Raw genomic sequence first — 19,265 nt, forward strand, 5'->3', positions numbered from 1 at the left:
TGAATTTTATACTTCTGTTCCTATTCGTGTCATTCGTATCATTCGTGGTTGAAAATCTGGTTCTTGAACCGTCTTAGCGAGCGACTGGCAAGACGACCGGGTCGCTGGCATCGCCCGCCCGGCTCACGGCGGTGACGGCGACCTGGGAGGCCGGCTCTTTCTCGTCGTCAGCGACCACCACCGGGCCGTTCGCCGCGGGATGGAGTGTGACGGACCAATTTTGGCCGTGGCGAGTCGAGACGGCCCAGAGGAACGGTGCGGCTCCCGGGCCGGCCTGGACGGTGAGCTCGAGCTTGCCTTGGTTCTTGTCCTTGCCCACGTGGACTTCGACGCGAGGGAGACCGGGCGCGGGGAGCTTGAGCCAGGGCGATGCCGGAATCAGGGCCGGCTCGTGATAGAGACCTTTCTTGAGGAGATCGGCGAAGCTTCGCTTGTTGTCCAGGAGCGAGCGCATGCTGAAGAAGATCTCGCCGGTCGCTCCCGGGGTCTTGCGGATGATCTCAACCTGGCCGAGAAGCTCCTCGGGGGCGTAGCTCGTTTTGCCGTTGCCGATCCGGCTGGACGAGAGGCCCGGCCAGATGTGCCGCTGCGCCTGGTTTTCCTCAACCCAGTGGTTCAGAAGCGGCCGGAACGGCTGGCCGGGGGCGTCGATCTTCCAGTACAATTGCGGTGAGAAGTAGTCGCACCAGCCTTTGTTGAGCCAGAGCACGGTGTCGGCATAGAGCTTGTCATACTGGTCGAACCCGACGACCCCCTTGGGTTGGCCCGGCCTCGGGATTCCGAACGGGCTGATGCCGAACAGGACGGCCGGCTTCTCCGCCTTGATTCCCTGGTAGATGCGCTCGATCAGTTGATTCATGTTCTCCCGGCGCCAGTCGCCGCGCGTAAGCTTACCTCCCGAGGCCTGGTACTTCTTCCAGCTCGGGTCGTCGGGAAAGTCGAGCTCTTTCGTCGATTGGGGGTTCGCGGGATCGATAATCGGATAGGGATAGAAGTAGTCATCGACATGGATGCCGTCGACGTCGTAGCGCTTGACCACGTCCATGAAGACGGCCAACGTGTGGTCACGCGCTTCCGGCTCACCCGGGTCGAGCCAGAGGAAGCCGCCGTATTCCTTGGTAAGGTCGGGGCGAGTCTTGCTGATATGGTCGGCCGATTCTTTGTACTTGACCCCTTGGAGCCGGGCGCGGAACGGGTTGAACCAGGCATGGAGCTGAAGCCCGCGCTGATGGGCCTCCTCGACCCAGAACTGGAGCGGATCATAGAACGGGTCGGGCCGCTTGCCCTGCTCGCCGGTGAGGAACGCCGACCAGGTCTCGAGCTTCGAGTCGTAGAGCGCGTCGGCCGAGGTGCGGATCTGGAGGACGATCGCGTTCAGGTTCAGATCGCGGGCACGATCGAGGATCGCGATCGCCTCGCGCTTTTGGACCTCGGTGGCAAGGCCCGGCCGCGAGGGCCAGTCGATGTTTGCGACCGTCGCGACCCAGGCCGCTCGGAATTCGCGGGGGAGCGGCGGAGGCTGCTGGTCCGCCCCCACCGCGATCCCCGTCGTGGTCGACCCGATCAGGGTCGCGAGTGCGAGGATTGCCAGACTTGAAGGGAATTTCAAACGTGCCATTGGTCTCATCTTGTCTCGTCTCATTTCGCGTCGGCTGACGCATTCCTTTGGGGGGGAAACAATCCGATGCTCGATCAATCCTGAATCCTGAGCAGGAAGGCAATCAGGTCGGCCATTTCGGCGGGGCCGACGGTTTTCTCCAGTCCTTCGGGCATCAGGGACTTGCCCGTGCTGGCGATCTCTTCGACGTTCCGGCGGAGGATCGTCTGCTCGACTCCTTCGCGGGCGCGAAGGGTGACGCCTGAGGGGGTTTCCGAGGCGACGAGTCCGGTCACGACCCGGCCGTCGTCGAGGGCCACGCTGTACTCCAAAAACTCGGGAGAGACTTCGCGGTTCGGGTCGAGGATGTTGACCAGGATCTCGTCGGGGGTTCGTTTGCGGACCCCCGCGAGGTTCGGTCCCACCGCGTGCCCGCGCTCGCCCAGCTTGTGGCAGGCAAAGCATTCACGCTCGAACACCACTTTGCCCCGCTCCGGATCCCCGGGGCGGTCGAGAGCCACCTTGTACTTCGCGATCGCCTCGGTTCGAGGGCCGGGAGTTTCACCTCCGAGCAGAGCTTGCGCTTGCTTCAGGATCGCGGGATCAGTGTCCTTCAAGAGGAGCGCCCGGCGGACCGGCGGGATCTGACTGGCCGGGACGATCCCCGCCTCCACGGCCTTCAGCAGCGGGGTGATCCAGGTCCGTCGCCCGAGCAAGAAGCCGACGACCTCGCTTCGGAGTGGCGGAGTATACCCTTTCCAAGGGGCGAGCAAGAGGTTGGCCACCTCGGGGCGATCGAACCCGGCAAGTGCCCGAACCGAAGCCCCTTGCACGTCGAGCGGTTGGTGCGGGTCGAGCAAGGGGGCCAGAATGGTCCGGGCCGCCTCGAAGTCGCCGCGGCCGAGCAACGTGATCGCCTTGACTCGCTGCTCGGAGGGGACCGAGCCGTCGGGCGCCCGGGTGGCGGCGTCCTTGAACAGTCGATCGAGCCAGGCGGCCGCGGTGGGAGAGGCGCCCATCCGGAGCTCCGAGAGCCGGCGCTTGGTCCGAGCGATCCCGTCTCCAAACCCGAGGGCCACCTCGATTCTCGCCTCGTCCGGTTCCCCGGTCGCGAGCGCGTTGAGGAGGCGGCCGATCTCCTCGGTCTGAGCGCGAGCGCCGACAACGAGGGCGAGCGGGCGAAGCAGGGTCAGCCCCTCCGCGCTGGCGGCGAAGCCGCGATCGCCCCAGAGGCGTTCGAAGAGGCCGGCGGGGCTGGCGATCGCGGAGCTGAGTACCGCCGTCCGCACCCAAGGGTCGGCCGCGTCGCGCTTGGCGATTGTGGCGAGACCTTGGGCGGCTTCGTCGCCGGGGAACTCGCCGAGTGCGAGGGCGACCTCGAAGCGGACCCGCAAGTCGGGGTCGGCGGCCAGCCGCAAGACCTCGGCGCGGAGCGATGGCGACTCGCCAAGCCCTGGTTTGGCGAGCTGCACGGCCTGCTCGCGGATATGAGGCGACGGATCGAGAGTTGCGGATTTGAGGTCATTTTCCGTGAGCGCGTCGAGCCCCGCGAGCGAGTAAAGCGCGTGCAGCCGGGCCCGCGGATCCGTGGCATTGCGACTGAGCTGGTTCAGAAGCGGGATCGCCGTCTTGTCCTGACGTTCGTAGAGCAGGCGGTGGGCGGTGTCGCGGTGCCAGGCGTTCGGGTGCTCGAGGAGCTGGACCAACTCGGGGGTTGTGGCCTGGCTCAGTCGAGGCGTCTGCCGACGCTGAAACTTGGGAGGAGCGAGCCGGTAGATCCGCCCTCGATCCTCGCCGCTCCGCAGGTCGAGGAGCGCGCGAATGTCGTCGGGGATCGACCAGGGGTGCTCGATCGTCTCGCGGTACATGTCGAGCACGTGCAGCGTCCCGTCCGGGGCATTTACGAAGTTGACCGGCCGGAACCAGGTGTCGGTCGACGCGAGGAACTCCGCGTTCGGGTCAGCCCGGCGGGCCCGGAAGGTCACGCCTTGCGGTTCGACCGCCATCCGGTGGATCAGGTTGTTGGCGACCTCGCCGAGGAACAGGTTGCCTCGATACGACTCGGGGTAGGCATCGCCTCGGTAGTCGGTCACTCCGCTCGACGAGGTGAGGTAGCCGGCGCCGACCAGTTCGCTGCGCGGCATCGCTTTGCCGACCGCGGCCCAGCGCCTGGCCCGCAATTCCCGCCAGGGTTCGGGGGGCTGATCCGGAACAGGTTGATGGCGTCGCCGGCGTCGGCCGAGTCGTTCAGGGCGCGGGGGACGGGTAAGTACGGGTTGCGTGCCATGTCACGGGCGGGAAGAACGACGTGTTGGGCCGGGTTGCGGATATCGCAGAGGAAGCGATTGCCCCAATCGTCGAAGGTGTTGCCGAAGCGGGCCCCTCCGGAGATCGCCTCGAATTGATCCGATCGCGGATCGAACCGGAAGTCTTTGCGGAGGATATCGACTCCCCCCGCCTGCTTGGAGTCGGCGGGATGAATCTGGCCGCCGTTGCTCGACCCCGCGCCGTAGATCTGGTGGTCGAGGCCCCATTGAAGGTTGTTCATAACGGCCTGAACGTTGTATTTGCGGAACCCGGTAAAGACCCGGCGCCGCTCGTCGGCGCGATGGTCGCCGTCGGTGTCACGGAGATACCAGAGGTCGGGTGTGGCGGCGACGAACAGGCCCCCCTTCCAGACGGCGAGGCCGGTTGGCCAGGAGAGCTTGTCGGCGAAGATATGGCCTTCATCGAACCGGCCGTCGCCATCGCGGTCGATCAGGAGCCGGACCCGTCCGATGGGAGGGTCGCCCGCATTCTCGGCGAATGGCTTGTCGTTTTTGGGGTCGACGTGGGGGTAGTCGCTCATCTCCACGACGAAGAGCCGGCCATCCTCGTCATAAGCCGCGGCCACCGGGTCCATAACCAGGGGTTCGGCGGCCAACAGGTCGAGCTGGAACCCATCGAGGATCCGGAATGACTTGAGGGCGTCGGCCGGTTCCAGCGGCTTGGTCCGGGGCAGGGGAGCATCCGCCCCAACAACCGCGAGCGCCGTGAGGATGAGTCCGGTAAGGAGTGACCGTTTCACAGCTAGGGATTTCCTTGGGTCGACCGTAATCGTGATCGCCAAACGAAACCCCATTGTAGGGAACGCGCTGAAGAAGAGAACCACCGAGCCCCAACGAACCGGCGACGTGCGCTCAGCAGGCTCTGACGGCTTGGGATTCGATTGTGCGATACGTCGATTCAGCGTCCTTTTCTGGGTGAGGTGACCCGGAAAAGCGAGCCATCCGCGGATTCTGGCTGATTATGGGATCTCAAGAAGGGTCTGGCGGGCAAAGTCGGTTTCCTGGTTCGCAAGGCACTTGATCGCCCTGGCGAGTCGGATGAAAAGAAGTGAAGCAGGGTCGCCTGCCTCACTTCCTCACGATCGACCCGCAAGTCGCGATCGCCCTGTCCCAGTTCATTCGGCGTATTGACGAGGGCGCTGGTGTCCAGAAAGTAGAGCGGCACCGTTAGCGACGCTCACGGATGACGGTTTCCGACAACGGCTCAGCCTGGATGGGAACCGCTTTGCGGTTGCGGTACGCCGATAAATCGCGGATCGGCGGTTTGAGCTCACTCAGCAAACCAGCTTCGACCAGCCTCTGCTGCAATGCCTCGTCCGCTGCCGCCGGTTCCGTCACTGTGGTGGCTAGCTTGCTGTTCAGCTCACGGCGTAGCTGTCGAGTTTGCTCATGTGATAGCGAGCTTAGGCTGTTCAGCAGATGATTGAATTCTCTCTGCGTCATACCATCGCTCCCGAAAACGGCTAACCTCAATCAGTTTAAGGCATTATCTGCCGAAAGTCGAGTGATAGCGCGGTCTATCGACCGGGGCCAAAACGGTCCTGAAGGTCGCACGCCAAAGTGGTCGGCAACTGTCAGTCCACCTTTGGGAGGCATCCAATGATTGGCGGACATGTACCATTGATCCAGATTCCCGCGCCTACCGGCTCGGCCGGGGGCGGGGCAAGATCCGGTAGGCGTGCAAAACATGTTACTATGTCGTTGCGTCGTGAAAGGTGGCCTCGGGATCAAGCTTGTCGGCCCTCGTCCGGCTCGGCGATCCCGTCCATGACTCATCTGAGGGCGTCGGGTGGTTCGCCCAGCCTGATGTCCGAGGTCACGCAACGACAGGAGGCGTTCCGCCGGCCCAAACTCGTTGTGCGCTGGAGCTACCGTATCGGTGCCGTAGGGCGTTCTCAGTTTGGCTTGGCGGGGGCGGATGTGTTGAGGTCGGTGGGATTGAGGGCGACGGGTGCACCCGAGGCGGGGATCGCGACGCCAGCCGTCCAGAGGATGCCGTTGACGAGGAAGCGCCGGTAGCCTTCTTCGGCAAAGCTCTGGTGCAGGTGGCCCCCGGTGAAGGTGAACGACCGGGCGCCATCGGGGCGTTCGTAGAGCCAGGAGACGATGGCCCCGTCATCAGACTCCTTCGTTTTCGAGTCCTTGGGGGAGACGGTGCGGAGGAGAGCCGTCACCCCTTTTTTCTCCGGTGCGAACCGAAGCCGGGTCAGCCAGCCGTCGTCGACCGAGAACGGGGTGACCCCTCGAAAGATCGGCTCCGCGGAGAATGTCTCGAACTTCGCGACCCAGTGCGCGCGTTGGGAGTAACCCTGTTCCCAGGCGCCGCCGACCAGGCTGCGAACGCGATCCCCGTGTTTTTTGGGATAGTCGGCGGCCTGGTGCAACTGGACGATCCCGACTTCTTTGTCCGCCAGTTTCTCGATCAAGGCGAGCCGATCGTCTTTGAGCAAGGCGTGCTTGTCGCCGCCGTCGAAGAGCATGACGATGGCCTGGGCGCCTTCGAGGGTCTCCGGCTTCTTCGGCCAGTCGATCGCCAGGACCGGAACGACATGCGGCGATTGTCGGAGCAAGTTCATGAGGGTGACGCAGCCGGCGAGATAGTCATGCTCCCCGGGCTTGTACGTGCTGGATCCGGCGATCAACACAATCTTGACTGCGTCGGGGGCCGTGGGTTGCTCTTCGACGTTGATCCCGCTTGGCAACTTGACCGCCGGTTCGGCCGCCCGGCCCGAGGGGACGACCGCTGGCGAAAGGATTGCGGCGATCGCGAGAACGAGTACGCGCCGGGAAGGCATGGTGGATTCTCCGATAGGCAGAGGTCAGCAACGCTCACGTGGCTCGAGTCTTCGCACGACCGACGACTCTTCGCATCGCGAAAGTGGAGCGAGCGACGAATTCGCTCCCGGGCAGCCCGACAGCATCCCATCGATTCGGCTCGGGAGCAAGCCGGTATGTCGAAGCGAACGAGAACTGTTATGGTTTGGAAAATGCAGAATTGATGAAGATATAACGTGATGTAATTGTGATATTTAGTGAAGTCGTTACGAATCGTTGAGACGCAAGATTGAGGGATGCCAAGGAATCGCGAGGGCAACTGCTCCGGTCCGATCGGCGAAGCGTGAAAACTCGGGGAGAGAGGAATCCCCGAAACGGGAGGGGTTTGGTATCGTGTCCTGTGCGCGGACGGCACGTCGCCCCTGCGTTTCCATGCTGAAGGGATGCTGCATCATGACGTTGAAATTTGCGATCGTCGCGGCCTGTTTGGCGGCCGCTCCCCTGGCGGCCGGTGCCGCGGAGAAGATCGACCCCGCGACGATGACCAAGACGGCCAGTGGCCTCCAGTACAAAGATACCGTGGCCGGCACCGGCCAGTCGCCCAAGTCGGGTCAGACCTGCGTGATGCATTACACCGGGTGGCTCTGGCAAAATGGGAAGAAGGGGAAGAAGTTCGATAGCTCGGTCGATCGGGGGACCCCGTTCAACTTTGCGATCGGCAACGGCGAAGTGATCAAGGGATGGGATGAGGGGGTGGCGACGATGAAAGTCGGCGGCAAGCGCTTGCTCCTGCTCCCCGCGTCGCTCGGCTACGGCGCTCAGGGGGCGGGTGGCGGGTTGATCCCGCCGAACGCAACGCTGCTCTTCGATGTGGAACTGCTGGGTGTGAAGTGACCGGGGACCACTGATTCGCAAGAGGCCTCGCACGTCAGCCCGACGGGCTGGGCGTGTGGGAGCCGATCGCGGTGTCGCTCCGAGCGAGGCGGAAGATTCGAGAAGCCCCGTAATCCTCGATCACTTCGAGGGGTGCGGGGCTTCTCGCTGCCCCCGAGAACCTTGTCCGCCAGCACTTCATTCTCGAGGCAAAATGGGCCAGGAGTCTCCTCTCCATCCGTCCTGGGGGCGAGTTCGAAGTCCCCAGACGACGAGAAGGGCGACGGTGGTCACTCCCAGAAGCGAAAGCGCCATCCCGATGCGGAACGAGAGCGGGTCATAGCGAAAGACGAGGCGGTGGGTGCCGGCGGGGAGGGCCACTCCGCGCATCGCGCGGTTGGTTCGGAGGATTTCGGCGGAGCGACCGTCCACAGTGACGTTCCAGCCGGGGTAATAGAAGTCGGAGATGACGACGAGACCAGGGCTGTGGAGCACGGCTTTGACCTCGACGCGTTGGGGGTCGTCGCGGGTCACGGTTGCGGTCTCGTCTGGGCCGGGCATGGCGCGAGAGAGGAGTTGGTCAACCTCCTTGGGATGATCGGTCTCGACCCAGGCGATCGTGTGAGGGTCGCGTACCAGGGTGCCCGGGATGTTCCAGAATTCGTCACCTTGGTAGAGCAGTTCTTGCATGATCTTGCCGCGATCGGCCAGCCTGAGCCCGGTCGTCGGGGGCACGAGGTAGGCCCGGTGGACGATCCAGGCCCGCGGGAAGGCGGCCTCGTTGCGGAGGATCCGGTAGTCTTCGGTTGCGCCCCATTGCTTGCGACGCTCGGGGCCATCGAGACCGTTGAACGACCCAGGTGGTGGGTAGAGATAGGTGGAATTCGGGATCATTGACGCATAACCGCGTGAAGAATTGTCCCAGATCAGCCGGCCGGGGACGATGAAATAGCGGGTGTTCCAGAGGTCGAACCCGCGGCGCGGGTAGTACCACACCTGTTCGCTTGGTTTCAGACCGTGAGTCCGCGCTGACTCCTGATCGGGACGAAGCCGCCAAGGCAGGAAGAAAATCCCGAAATCCATGGGTTCAATCGTGTCGTGATAGAACGTGGATTGAACCCGGAGCGGTAGGTTGAAGTTGGGCCGGAGCGTGTCGCGTTCCCAGCGAGTGATCGTGTTGAATTCTCGCGGCAGGCCGGTCTGCGTCCAGCGCGCGGGCCACCAGCGGCCAATCCGTTGGACGCGGAACGGGCCTGGTGACGGGTTCGCTCGCTCTGCCTCCTGGATCAACGCCAAGGCCCGCGGCGTCCCCTCGAAGGCCGACTGGGGCACGGTGATCACGTGGTACGCATTCGCCAGCCCGAGGTCGAGCGTCAGTCCCGCGACTGCCAGAACGCCAGCGAGCCGGGGACGACGAGTGGCGAGCCGGGCGAGGCCGACCGTTGCCGCCGCGACGATGGCCCCGTGGCCGATCCCTCCGCGGAGGTTGGCCAGCGCCTGGGCGACGTTCAGCGGCTCGTCCGACGTCCGCAAGGTCTCGGCGAGCCGATTGAACCAGACTTGGAGCGGACCGGCGCCAATCCAGGATGTCGCGCCTGCGATCAGGCTTGCGGCGAGTAGACCCGTTGCAATGCCGACGGCCCGCCGTGCTCGGCCCGCCACCACGACCTGATCCCAGCCGAGGCCCGCGAGCCCGGAGACGGCCAGTGCCCAGAAGACGAGCAACTTGGGCGGATAACGGAACGAACCGAACCCGGGCAAGATCGAGGAGAGAAACCAGTAGACTCCGCCGTCTCCGTCACGGAGGTAACCGTCGGTACGGACCTGCTGGGAGAAGGGGGGCTCTAGCGGCCCGATCAGGGCGCTCCAGCCAGGCACGCACCGTGCCCAGAGGAGCGGACTTGAATAATACCCGAGTCCCGCCAAGAGGGTTACGGCCGCCACGACGCTCAGCCAGGCCCGCCAGGGGGGGCCGCCTCGGACTCCGAACGCGACTCCCGCGAGCACCAAGGGGAGCCCCCCAAGGTAGACCGACGGCATCCAGACCCGACTCTGGGGCTTCGGCGGTAAGGCATTGAGCCAGGTCCGATAGCCCCCTTCGACCGTCCCGTAGACGTTGGGCCAGAGGGCATCGAGGAACTGGAGGGGGTGAGCGCTGTAGGGATAGGAGTCGTGAAACCCCTCGGACTCCGCCGCGCGGAAGCTCATCCCGGTGTATTCGAGGATCGGCAAGAGCTGCGCTCCGCTGACGGCCAGCGCCAGGATCGCGCCGCCGATCAGCCCGGCCGCCATGGTCGCGAACCTGCGGCCGTCGCGTCCCTGACGGACGCGCAGGGCCAAGATCGCAGCGACGAGCGTCCACACCACGACCACGACGGCTGACTTTGGTGCCTTCCACGGTGGTGGCGTTCCTGGCGTGGCGACCGCCACATCGTGGATCACGCGGGCCGACCACCACGAGAGCGCGAGAAGCCCGCAAAGCAACGGAATCAGACTCAGACCCAGAACGCGAAACAAGGGGCCTATCGCCGACGGAGGCCGTGTGGCCGCCACGCCCACCGCGTATCCGATCGCGCAGGCCAAGGTGAAATAGGCCGCTTCCGGGTCCCCCCCGAGGATCTGGAGCGCCAGGACGATCGCCAAGCCTGGAATCGCCAGGCGTTGTCCGCACCGGACCCAGCGGTCGGCCGTCAAGAACCCGAGCGGGACCCAGGCCGCGCCCACCAGAAAGATCACGTTGCTCGTCTGGCTCAGCACCGGCACGCCGAAGGCGTAGGCCAGAGCGCCGAGGATCGACCCGACGAGGGAGATCCCCCACCCGCGGAGCAGCGTCCTCATCGTCAAGAAGGCCAGGGCCACGTGGCCGATTACATAAAACCGAACGGCCCAAGGGTGGGGCAAAACGAAGAAGATGAACTTCCCTGGATAAAGCACGGCCGCCGTCGGGTTGCCCAGGAGCGGGGTGCCCGCGCTGGCTTCTTGAGACCAGAGCGGCCAGCGTCCGGCGTCCCACTCCTGTTGGACCCGTTCCAGGAGTGGGTAATAGAAATGTCCCGCGTCCTGGAAGGCAAACTGGCGGTCGTGAAAGAGGACGGGGCTGAAAATCGCGATGAGGGGCACGGCGAGGGCCAGGCTCAGGATGGTCCTCCTCCATCCTTGAAAACTGCCTGGTGGAGATTCGGCAGTCGGTGCGTTCGCCATCATCAAAAGAAAACACCCTCACCGTCGGGCTCAAATTGATTGTTGATCAATGAAAAAGTGTGGCTTGATTCGAGTTGTTAGTGAACAGGTAAAGCGACCGACCGCCGCTTTATTGAGGTTTCTTCGCCGCTTTGCCGGTTTGCTCGTACTCCTTATCGAGTTCCACGGAGCCCGGAGCTGGCTTCACCTCGCCTGTGGCCCCGACCTCTTGGGAACTCCCTCCGCAACCGGAGAGTGCGAGGGGCAGGGCGATGACCAGCGAAGGGAGGCACGCAAAACCGATGATTCGTCGTGTCTGCATGAATAGGACAGCCTTTCCATTTGATGGTTCTGGCCACGGCTCGCGAGTGGCCGTGATCCGAGCCCCGTTGGGGTTGGGGAGCGAGGAGGCTGAAACCTAAAAAAAGGAGTGATCGGACCGCATTGGCGTGAGCAGTCCGAATTCACTTCGTGGATAGCACCAGGACCTGGAGCGCAGGACTCTGATACGATCCGAAGCTCACGGATCCTTTGGCAAAGAGTCAAGTTAAGTCGATCACCACCTCAACTCAGAATGCGTCTGAGGAGATGACTTCGCCGCCGGCTTTGGTCCCGAGGCCCCACCAGACCGTCTGGGCGACGCTGTCCTTGATGAACCGGACGCTGCCGTCGGTCAGCAGGGTGTTGACACCTCCGGAGTGCCGGCTGCGCATTGCGTGATTACCGTTTTCGTTGGTGTTCTGACAGTCCATGTTTTTGGAGTTCGGGGGCATCAGCATCGGGACGATCGGGCCAACACCAATGCGGTGGGAGGCCCAGTATTGCCGCGAAGCGTTTTGCTGGCCGGTGGTCCCGGATCTCATCGCGTTACAATTCTGGATGTAGGTTTGCAGAAATCCGACTCCGGCGGGATTCGGCATGACCATGTCGGCACCGGAGCCACTGGCATTGCTGCCCGGCCAGGGGACGCAATTGTAGAATTCGGCGCCGTTATTGGTGGCATTGACATTGTCACCGATCAACGCTTCGCCGAAGGCCACCGTGTTGCTGGTGCCGTCGGTGCAGTCGCGGATTCCATACGAGACTCGGCTGGCCCACATCCCCACGCCGACTCCCGCTTTGCTGATCGCGATGGGGAGATGATTGAACTGCGGCCCCACGCTGGCGACATAATTCGCTCCCGACTTGAAGGTATTACCCCCCGTATCGGACGGGCAGAGGTACGAGGTGACCTGCGTATTTCTCACCGTCGTGTTGGTGACCTCGGGACCACAGCAGGTGACGTTGGCCCAACTGAAATTGAACGCGTTTGAAAGCGCTGACTGTTCCATGTTGCTGAGCAAGTAAACCAGCACACTTGGCCCGTGGCCGTTGCTGGTGGAGTTGCCGGCAAACCCTGTGCTGGGAATGCCGCCGAGCATCGGGAACGCATCGTTGGTCGAGTGATAATTATGCATCGCAAGGCCGATTTGCTTCAAGTTGTTGACACACTGCGAGCGGCGAGCCGCCTCGCGGGCCGCCTGGACTGCGGGTAACAAGAGGGCAATCAGAACGGCGATGATGGCAATGACCACCAGCAATTCAATCAATGTGAATGCCCGAAAATGGCGCGTGCGGAACCATGAGAACGACATGAAATATGCCTCCCAAAGTGAAGACGCCGGTCAAACCGGACAGTGACTGCTCGATTAGTTTAGGAAGTGAGTAAGATCTAGAACCTACATTGGTGTCAAGCACGGGTCAAGGATATTTTCTGATCGCAACGCACAAGATGGGAAGGCGACTTCTTGATCTTGAGGGCTCAGCCGCATGCCGTTAGGCCAAGGCGACTCATCCGATAAGATTCGTTGAAGTTCCCATTGTGGTGGGTCGGGTAAACCTCGTGTGTTTAAACCATTGTGTCTATTGGCGTTTGCGGGGTCTTGCATTAATAAGTTCGTGGACCGTGGTCGCAGGCGTTGGCACTTGTTGGAGATTGTGTTGCGTGGTTTTGGGGTAAGATAAGAAGGTGTCGAAGTCGGTAAGGGATTTTTCGTTCAGCGTGGTCTGGAATTTATTCTGGGCTTAGCCGAGTTTTCAAAGCGGGGAGATTCTTTTGAGAGGACATGGTGGGGCTGTAGACAAGTGGATTCGACGACTTGAAGATCGTTGAGGGGGGGGGCGAGGAATCCGCTTCGGGATCGGGGCGAGATGCACGGGGCGATCGAGTGGAGGTCAGGGGATTTGGGAACGATGACTGGGAGCCGGAGTGAGTACTTCAGCCGATGGGGCGATAGGCTCGTGGCGGGGCTGATTGCCGTGGGCGCCTTGGCTCTGCTGTGGGGCACGTTGAATGACTATGGGATGGCCTGGGATGAGGGATTCACCATCGAGCGCGAAGATCGGCTCCGGGAGTGGTTCGGACGGATTACGGGGGACTCCACCGCGGCGAGTCAAGCATGGTCGCCTCGGCTTTCGAAACTGGAGACCCGGTCGGCCTACCAGCGAAATGCGGGGCTGTCGGTGTGGTCTCCCTGGAGCCCGGCTTCGCTCCGGTTTTACTGGCAGTTTGCGCGGGAGGAGCCGAACGGTCACCCCCCGTTCTATGCCCTGCTCGGGTTGGCCGGCTGGGCTGTCAGCCACTCGTTTTTGGCGGCGCCGGGGTCGTACCGGTTTGGGCCGGCGGTCTTGTTCTCCCTGACGCTGGGGGCGGTCTACGGCCTGATGGCTCGGCACTATGGGCGGTCGGCCGGGTTAATGGCGGCGCTGGGCCTGCTCGCGATGCCCCGGATGTTCGCCCACGCGCACCTGGCCTCGTACGACGCGCCGACGCTTTGTCTCTGGTTCCTCGCCGTGGCGGCCTTTTTGCAAGCGGTGGAGTCGCCGCCGACCGCCGGCAGTCGACTCTGGGGTTGGACGATCGCATTCGGAGTGGCCTGGGGCTGTGCGGCGGCGACCAAGTTCACCGGCTGGTTCATCCCGTTTCCGCTGGTCGCCTGGGCCGGTTTCTACCGCGACCGACGGGCGGCGCGCACCTTGATTCAGGGTGGAATCGTCGCGGCCCTCGTGGTTTACGTGTTGAATCCCACCTGGTGGGCTGACCCAGTGGGGGGTGTGGGGACCTTTCTCCGGTCGAACCTGACGCGGCAGCAGTTGTTGCCGATCCCGACCCTCTTTTTCGGCCGGCTCTATCTCTTTTCGCTTCCCTGGTACAACACCCTGGTGTTGACGACGATCGTGGTCCCTCCGGCGATCCTCGTCCTGGCGCTGGTCGGAGGGGGGCGCTTGATCGCTGGTCGGTTTCGGGATCGGGTGGGCACTCTCTTGCTGGGGTGCTGGGCCTTCTTCATGGTGCTCCGCGCGTTGCCGAACGCACCGGGCCATGATGGCGAGCGGCAGTTTCTCGCCGCGTTCGTGTTCCTCGCCTGTCTTTCCGGGATCGGGCTCGCGACGATCGCGGACGGGCTGGAGCGGTATGTCGGCGGCCGGAGGTTAGCCCGGCCTTTGGTCGCGCTGGTCTTGACCGGCGTCGTCGGCTCGGGCGCCTGGAGTACCTGGCGTTATCATCCGTTGCAGCTCTCGTACTATAATGTGATGATCGGAGGATTGTCCGGGGCCACCCGCGCCGGGTTGGAGCCAACCTACTACTGGGAGGCTGTGACCCCCGATGTTCGCGACTGGCTGAACGCGCAGACCGAGAAGGGGCGTACGCTGGCGTTCGTCTTCCCGGCCGTGACCTTCGAGTACCTTCATCATTGGGGCCTGCTGAAGCCGTATCCGCTGACCTACCGCGGTCGGGAGGCCCGTTGGTTCGTCCTCATGAACCGTCCCGGCCACTTGCAATATCCCGGGAACACTCTCGGGCAATACCTGCTCGATCACGTCAAGCCGGTTTACGTTAAGGCCTTGGATGTCGCCCCAGACGTGCCTCTGATCGCCATCTATGAAGGAAAAGACGCGCTGGAGGCCGACCTGGACCGGATTCGAGGAACCGAAGGGGGGCCTCCGCCGAAGGCGAAGACCGGTCACCCTTCGGATTCTCAAACCAAGTAGGGTGCAATGGTCTGCTTGTGTGCAAAGTATGTCATTGTACACGTGCAAATTTGTCGTAATGGCCGCCGAGTCATCACGGCTCGGGTTGAGGGGCGTCCGGCAGGGGGGAGGACTCGGTGGATCGCTCTGCCTGGGCGGGTTCGTGTTGGCGGCTGCTCAGCGAGTTCCCGAAGAGGTGAGGAATCCGGCCACCGGGCGTGGTCGGGCGAGCGCGGGGCCAGAGCGGGGCGAGGGGGACGGCCGTCATGAGGACCAGGCCGAGCGTGGAGAGCCAGAAGCCGGCGCGGACGCTCGACGATTGGAACCGGAACTGGACGTGATGTCGCCCTTGAGGCACAACGCACCCCATGAAGTCGCCGTAGACCCGGAGAATCGGTTGCGTCTTGCCGTCGACCTTCACGCGCCAGCCGCGGTGGTTGGTTTCGGAGAGGACGAGGAGTTGCTTCGATTCCGTGGTGGTCATGACATCGATCTTGCCGGGCCGGTCGCCGACGAGATCCGCCGCGCCCGGCGTGGCGGGGGGCAAGGGCAAGTCGCGACCCACGAGCGCGGTGATGGCGACGTCGATGGTTTCGATGTCGCGGTTCGGGTCGTCGCTGCGCTGGGTCTGGGTCACGAGCCGGGCCCGGGGCAGGGGGCCGAAGAGGGGGATCCAGGGCTGGCCCCGCTCGTCGTCCGACGGCATGACCCAGCCGACGCCGGCAACTCGCAAGCTCGCGTGCTTGCTGTAGTCGAGACGCTGCCGAGGGGTCATGGCGGAATATCCCGACATGGTCCGCAAGCCCTTCATGATATAGGCGTTGTGCCAGGTGTCGCGGAGCTGGTTGAACTTGACCCGAACCGACGTGTCACCACCGGGCGGGAGCGGCCGAGCGGCGAGGTACTCCGCGATCGTTTGCGGTGGGATCAGGTTTCTCAACTGGAACGCGTAGACGGTCTGGTCGGCCCCGATGAACACGAAGAGGGCGAGCAAGGCGATCCGCGAGCCCCGTGCTGCGCAGGCCACGAGCGCGGTCGCCACGGCAATCAGGGCCGGGCCGGCGAGCATCAGCGGCGTCGCCGCCACGAACTCACCGCGGATGTAGGCCGGCCAAAGTCCCTCCGGCAACCGCGTGGCCAGGCAAGCCAGGATGCTCAGGAGCGGCGGCACGGCCAGGGGCCAGAGTCGCCGCCACGCCGGGCGTTCGCTTCGATCCGCGACCCCGCAGAGCCCGCTGAAGGCGACCGCGGCAAGCAACGCCACGCCCAGGTGGAAGAGGACGAGGTAGCGGGCCGCGATCCGGAACCGACCGACCACCGGGATCTTCGACGTGATCTGGTACAAGGGCGTGTAGTCGCCGAGGGCCAGCACGAATCCAGCGACGGTCATGATTCCGGCGAAGAGGATCAACGGGCGGAGCCGGCCGTACCCTTTGCGGTTTGCGGCCAGCCAGACGAGCAGCGCCGGGATCGCCGCGCCGTAGTAGAGCGAGAACTCGTGGACCCGCCAGTCAAGCATGGAGGGGGCCGGCGGCAAGATTCCGCCGTCGATCGCCATCGGTGGCGTGATGACCCGCGAGACGGTGAGGTAAGGGGCGACCCACTGGATCAGATTCCAGGGGGAGAGCGAACCCATCGCCACGTAGGCCGCCGTGGGCGCAACGCGCTTCGACGCCTGGAACGACTCCCAGAGCGGGGCGATCTGAATGGCCCCGCCGAGGATCCCCAAGGCTTTTGAGACGGCCAGGCCGGGCAACCGCCGCGCGGCCCCGGGGACCTGCCAGGCCAGGACGAGGCCATAGGACGCTTCGCAGACCCCGGAGATCCAGGCAAATTGGACGTGTCCCATCACGATCTGCGACGCGGTCAGGAGCGACAGGAACACCCGTGCCAGCGCCACCTGGCGTCGGTCTTGCGCACGCAGGGTCACGTCGATCGCGAGCAGCAACCAGGGGACGTGGGCGAGCATCGCCAGGACGTTCATGTGCATGAAATGCAGCATGTTGTAGCCGCCCAACGCAAAAACCAAGGCACCGAACAAGGCGGCATCCCGGCGCATCCCCCACCGCGTCGCCAGCACGATGAAACCGACCAGGAGCGCCGGATAGCTCACGAGCAGCTCGAAATTCAGGGCCGGGCCGAGCGAGAGGGTGCTGTAAAGCAGCCGGATCCAGGGATGGTAGGTCCCTCCTCCCTCGCCGGTCACGAAGAACCCGCCGAAGAGGTTGGGGCACCAGGAGGGGTCCTCGCCCTTGGCCAGGCAGTCGGCGAAGAACCATCGCATCGGCAGATAGCCATACGCGAGGTCGCAGTAAACGTAGACCTGGCCACGGAATAACGGCAGGGCGATCAGGGTCAGCATGACGCCCGCCACGACCCAACCCATGCGGAGACGCGTTGTTTCGCCAGGAGGAGTCATAAGCAATCCTTTGCCTTCCGCGGTGCGAGCCGATCCATCCGGGATCAGGTCGAAAAAGCGGCGGCATCCTACGCCAATGTCTTGATATCGTGAAGACCAATCCCAGAAGTGCGGAAGCCGTCGATTTTGCACGACGACCTTGGGGCCGGTCGGAGGCCGGAAATCAGACGCTCAACCCTCCCCCCAAAAAAGAACAAAGACCGGAAATGATCAACGCATGGATGAAGGGAAATGCGGACAAACTTCCGTTATGCGGACTGGCCACGTTCGGGTCCGAGGGTCGCGCATTGGAACTTGTGGGTTTCGATCGCGTTCATGTGCGTCAGGCCCCACTCGCAGAGTGGCTTCAGGACGTCTGCGAGCGAGAGGCCGAGTTCCGTCAACGAGTATTCGACGCGAGGAGGCACTTCGTGGAAGTCCCTGCGGGCGACGATTCCGTCCGCGTCCATCTCCCGCAAGTTTTGAATCAACATCTTTTCGCTGATATCCGTCACCTGGCGTCGCAGTTCGCCGAACCGACGCGCGCCGGGGACGAGGTGCCAGAGGATGAGCGGCTTCCACTTGCCCCCAATGACATCGACAACGGCTTCGAGCCCGCAACCATAACTTCGCCTGCTCATTGTTCAGCCTCCGCGGCGCGTCGGGTACTTACCAAAAGGTAGGTACGCGCCCAGCCGAAAGCAAGGTCTCCCACCCTCGCCGTCCGGTGAACCGGTCATGATCGGCGCGGGGGGTGGCTGCGTGACGATCACGTCCGCGGGGTCTCTCGTCAGGGCGTCGGTGACGGAGAACCGTTCGATCCGAACCGGTTCGTTTGTGGGGCGGCGAACGGCATAGATCCAGCGACCGTCCTTCGAGAACGCGGGGGGACTGAGGAGAACCGGTCCCGAGAACTCGACAGTCTCCGTCTCATCGACCGAAGGCACGCTCGATGGGCCTTCGATTGTCAGCGGTGCCAGCCTGAGTCGATAGTCGCCATCGAATTCGTTGCCGGCGAGGTAGGCGAGCAACAGATGGCCGTTGGAATTCGTCGCGATCGCGGGCAGGTCTTCGACCGTCGTCGACTGGGCTGAGTCCGCGAACCCCTTCGCGATGAGCGGCCCCGCCGCCACGATCGTCGAAGCGTCACGGCTGAGTTGGAGCCACCAGAGCTGAGTTTCGGACCTGCGCCTGAGGACCGGTTGGGTCATGTGCCCTACTGGCGCGGTGGTGAGTGAGACGACAAGTTTTCCGCCGAGCCTCGAGTCAATCGGCCAGTTCGGAGCCGACATGGCGATCAAGCCCTCCGGGGGCTTGGTTTGCCAGGTCAGCGGGCGGGGTCTCAGCTTATCGTCGGTCACCGGATCCGGGCCCCGCCGATCCTCAAACGAGAACCGGTAGAGGCGTCCGTCGCTGCCGGCGAAGAGGATTCTCGCGGTGGTGTCTGGGAACCAGCACGGAGCGCTTGCCGGGAGAACGTCCATCTCGACGTGGTCGAGGACTTCCTTGGCAGGGAGGGCGTACCTTGTCAGGCCCGCCGCCAAGTCGGCGTCAGGGCGGGCCCGCCCCCTCCAGAGGGCGACGAGATGCGTGCGACCCCAATGGTCCTGCCAGGGCGAACAGCCGGCGTAATTAATCAAGGACGCGTCAGCGAGGGCAAAGTGTTCGGTTTTCCCCGCCTCGACGTCGATCATGACAAGGTCGTCATGGCGAGGGTGAAACAGGTACATGTTGAGATGCTGGTGTTGTGGGGGCGTCAGCCGGCGATCGTCAGAATCACGGGCGCCGTACCGTCCCAAGGTGATGGCGATTACGGTAAGGACCGCAATCGTGGTAACGAACAGGCGGGTTAAAACCTTCAGCGGTAACCACACAGTCTCTTTCCCGGAGCAGAGAAGGAAAAAGGGGGCACGCACACCCCAAAAAAGGGTGATCGCCGCCCTTGGCACGGGGTATCGAAGGTCCCCATGTAATTCGGACCTAAACACGAAGTATTTAAAGTGACACAAGAAGATTGTGGCTGGAGTCTGGTCTGCGCCGTGTGCCGCTCTATTCTTGTTCGGTGAATGTTCAAGACTGGAGCAAGGATATCGGGATCTCGTTC

Annotated in this window: 12 protein-coding genes; 2 read left to right on the forward strand and 10 right to left on the reverse strand. The window is 63.5% G+C overall.

Features of this window, described 5'->3' with window-relative positions; all coding sequences use genetic code 11:
- Positions 1-73: 73 nt before the first annotated feature.
- The 5 genes from BUS42_RS02655 to BUS42_RS02675 form a co-directional block, all read right to left on the reverse strand.
- On the reverse strand, positions 74-1,618 hold the full coding sequence (locus BUS42_RS02655; protein ID WP_254053259.1) for a glycoside hydrolase family 10-like protein: 1,545 nt from the start codon (positions 1,616-1,618) through the stop codon (positions 74-76).
- A gap of 74 nt (positions 1,619-1,692) precedes the next feature.
- On the reverse strand, positions 1,693-3,741 hold the full coding sequence (locus BUS42_RS02660; RefSeq protein WP_143206219.1) for a DUF7133 domain-containing protein: 2,049 nt from the start codon (positions 3,739-3,741) through the stop codon (positions 1,693-1,695).
- Entirely contained in the window at positions 3,687-4,664 is a 978-nt protein-coding gene (locus BUS42_RS02665; protein ID WP_074305035.1) for a PVC-type heme-binding CxxCH protein, read from the reverse strand. The genes BUS42_RS02660 and BUS42_RS02665 overlap by 55 nt, the downstream gene beginning before the upstream one ends.
- Before the next feature lie 427 nt (positions 4,665-5,091).
- Positions 5,092-5,367: a hypothetical protein gene (locus tag BUS42_RS02670; protein WP_074305036.1), complete on the reverse strand. Its 276-nt coding sequence runs from the start codon at positions 5,365-5,367 to the stop codon at positions 5,092-5,094.
- Positions 5,368-5,819: 452 nt separating this feature from the next.
- Complete coding sequence (locus BUS42_RS02675) at positions 5,820-6,719, reverse strand: ThuA domain-containing protein (RefSeq protein WP_074305038.1); 900 nt, start codon at positions 6,717-6,719, stop codon at positions 5,820-5,822.
- A gap of 433 nt (positions 6,720-7,152) precedes the next feature.
- On the opposite strand from BUS42_RS02675, the gene BUS42_RS02680 reads away from it, so the two are divergent.
- The gene (locus BUS42_RS02680; protein WP_074305040.1) at positions 7,153-7,593 is read left to right on the forward strand and encodes an FKBP-type peptidyl-prolyl cis-trans isomerase; all 441 of its coding nucleotides are present in this window, start codon (positions 7,153-7,155) and stop codon (positions 7,591-7,593) included.
- A 177-nt stretch (positions 7,594-7,770) separates the two neighbouring features.
- On the opposite strand, the gene BUS42_RS02685 is transcribed toward BUS42_RS02680, so the two are convergent.
- Complete coding sequence (locus BUS42_RS02685; RefSeq protein WP_143206221.1) at positions 7,771-10,776, reverse strand: YfhO family protein; 3,006 nt, start codon at positions 10,774-10,776, stop codon at positions 7,771-7,773.
- Positions 10,777-11,321: 545 nt separating this feature from the next.
- Positions 11,322-12,386: a DUF1559 domain-containing protein gene (locus tag BUS42_RS02695; RefSeq protein WP_074305044.1), complete on the reverse strand. Its 1,065-nt coding sequence runs from the start codon at positions 12,384-12,386 to the stop codon at positions 11,322-11,324.
- A 598-nt stretch (positions 12,387-12,984) separates the two neighbouring features.
- Between BUS42_RS02695 and BUS42_RS02700 the strand changes: the two genes are divergently transcribed.
- On the forward strand, positions 12,985-14,784 hold the full coding sequence (locus BUS42_RS02700) for an ArnT family glycosyltransferase (protein WP_254053260.1): 1,800 nt from the start codon (positions 12,985-12,987) through the stop codon (positions 14,782-14,784).
- Positions 14,785-14,857: 73 nt separating this feature from the next.
- Here BUS42_RS02700 and BUS42_RS02705 read toward each other — a convergent pair whose 3' ends face one another.
- The 3 genes from BUS42_RS02705 to BUS42_RS02715 all read right to left on the reverse strand — a co-directional run bounded on the left by BUS42_RS02705 (position 14,858) and on the right by BUS42_RS02715 (position 19,035).
- Positions 14,858-17,149, reverse strand: coding sequence for a YfhO family protein (locus BUS42_RS02705; protein ID WP_254053261.1), 2,292 nt, complete (start codon positions 17,147-17,149; stop codon positions 14,858-14,860).
- Between the two features lie 281 nt (positions 17,150-17,430).
- Positions 17,431-17,802 (reverse strand): winged helix-turn-helix transcriptional regulator, encoded by a 372-nt coding sequence (locus tag BUS42_RS02710; RefSeq protein WP_074305049.1) that lies wholly within the window; start codon positions 17,800-17,802, stop codon positions 17,431-17,433.
- A 3-nt stretch (positions 17,803-17,805) separates the two neighbouring features.
- Positions 17,806-19,035 carry a hypothetical protein gene (locus BUS42_RS02715; protein ID WP_074305051.1) on the reverse strand — a complete coding sequence of 410 codons (1,230 nt, stop codon included), beginning with the start codon at positions 19,033-19,035 and terminating at the stop codon, positions 17,806-17,808.
- Between the last annotated feature and the right edge of the window lie 230 nt (positions 19,036-19,265).

The organism is Singulisphaera sp. GP187 (genome assembly GCF_900129635.1).
Classification (GTDB): Bacteria; Planctomycetota; Planctomycetia; order Isosphaerales; family Isosphaeraceae; genus Singulisphaera.

What these genes read in the sequence shown, in the direction of transcription:
- BUS42_RS02655 (WP_254053259.1), bottom strand. Translation starts at nt 1,618, where the DNA reads ATGGCACGTTTGAAATTCCCTTCAAGTCTGGCAATCCTCGCACTCGCG.
- BUS42_RS02660 (WP_143206219.1), bottom strand. Translation starts at nt 3,741, where the DNA reads ATGCCGCGCAGCGAACTGGTCGGCGCCGGCTACCTCACCTCGTCGAGC.
- BUS42_RS02670 (WP_074305036.1), bottom strand. Translation starts at nt 5,367, where the DNA reads ATGACGCAGAGAGAATTCAATCATCTGCTGAACAGCCTAAGCTCGCTA.
- BUS42_RS02675 (WP_074305038.1), bottom strand. Translation starts at nt 6,719, where the DNA reads ATGCCTTCCCGGCGCGTACTCGTTCTCGCGATCGCCGCAATCCTTTCG.
- BUS42_RS02680 (WP_074305040.1), top strand. Translation starts at nt 7,153, where the DNA reads ATGACGTTGAAATTTGCGATCGTCGCGGCCTGTTTGGCGGCCGCTCCC.
- BUS42_RS02685 (WP_143206221.1), bottom strand. Translation starts at nt 10,776, where the DNA reads ATGATGGCGAACGCACCGACTGCCGAATCTCCACCAGGCAGTTTTCAA.
- BUS42_RS02695 (WP_074305044.1), bottom strand. Translation starts at nt 12,386, where the DNA reads ATGTCGTTCTCATGGTTCCGCACGCGCCATTTTCGGGCATTCACATTG.
- BUS42_RS02700 (WP_254053260.1), top strand. Translation starts at nt 12,985, where the DNA reads ATGACTGGGAGCCGGAGTGAGTACTTCAGCCGATGGGGCGATAGGCTC.
- BUS42_RS02705 (WP_254053261.1), bottom strand. Translation starts at nt 17,149, where the DNA reads ATGGGTTGGGTCGTGGCGGGCGTCATGCTGACCCTGATCGCCCTGCCG.
- BUS42_RS02710 (WP_074305049.1), bottom strand. Translation starts at nt 17,802, where the DNA reads ATGAGCAGGCGAAGTTATGGTTGCGGGCTCGAAGCCGTTGTCGATGTC.